We start from the raw sequence: 1,108 nt of genomic DNA on the forward strand, positions 1-1,108 counted from the left end.
TGTCCTGTCGGTCGGCTGATACGACCAGGGCTGCGAGGAGTGTGGTGACTGGTACGGAGGCGACGAGGCCGATCGAGCCGACGAGTGTGCGGACGATTTCTTCGGCGACCAGTTCGCTGTTGGCGACGGTGGCCACACTGCTTTGTGCGATGGAGAAGAGCAGGAGCAGGGGGAGGGCGGCGCCGGCGTAGGCGAGGACGAGGGTGTTGACGACGGAGGCGATGTGGTCGCGGCCGATGCGGATGCCTGCGCGGTACAGGCCGCGCCAGCCCATGGTGGGGTTGGCGTCGTGGAGTTCCCAGACGGCTGATGTCTGGGTGACGGTCACGTCGTCGAGGACGCCGAGGGAGCCGATGATGACGCCGGCCAGGAGCAGGCCGCTCATGTCGATCGAGGGGTAGAGGCCGTGGATGAGGCCGGTGTTGTCGTCGGTGTTGCCGGTGAGGGCGGCCCAGTCGATGAACTCTGAGCCGAGGAGGCCGATGAGGCACAGGGAGACCAGGGTGCCGAGGACCGCGACGGAGGTGCGGGCGGACAGGCCGTGGCACATGTAGAGGGCGATCAGCATGATGGCGCTGGAGCCGATCACTGCTACGAGGAGCGGGTGGGAGCCCTGGAGGATCGCGGGGAGGATGAACAGGGTGAGCACCAGGAAGCTGACGGCCAGCGCGACCAGTGCCATGACACCGCGCAGTCGGCCCACCACGACGACGGCGAGGGCGAAGATCCCGGCGAGCAGGGCCATGGGGAACTTGCGGTTGACGTCGGTGACGGAGTACTGGAGGTCTTTGGGTGCGGAGGGTTCGTAGGCGACGACGACCTTCTCGCCCTGGTGGAGTTGTCGTGGCTGGTCGGGTTGGACGATCTCGGTGAAGGTGCGGCCTGTGTCCTTGCCGGTGTCGACGCGGACTGTGGCTTTTTTGCAGGTGCCGTCGTGTTGTTGCTGTGCTGAGCTGCCTTCGGCGGTGGAGGTGTCGCCGGTCGGTGTTTCGCTGGAGGCGTTGACCGATGTGCAGCTGACGGAGTCGACTTTGCTGACGGTGGCGGCTTGGGTCTGGCGGTCGAAGCCGACGCCGGTGCGTTCGTGGGGTGGTGCGCCGCCGGGCCA

1 protein-coding gene is annotated in these 1,108 nt (G+C 66.9%); it reads right to left on the reverse strand.

The window, feature by feature from the left end; all coding sequences use genetic code 11:
* Positions 1 to 1,108 (reverse strand): YibE/F family protein (locus ABTY98_RS42200; protein WP_352226478.1); only part of this gene is annotated, 1,108 nt, incomplete at both ends.

The sequence above is a fragment of the Streptomyces sp. NPDC096040 genome, assembly GCF_040303265.1.
Classification (GTDB): Bacteria; Actinomycetota; Actinomycetes; order Streptomycetales; family Streptomycetaceae; genus Streptomyces.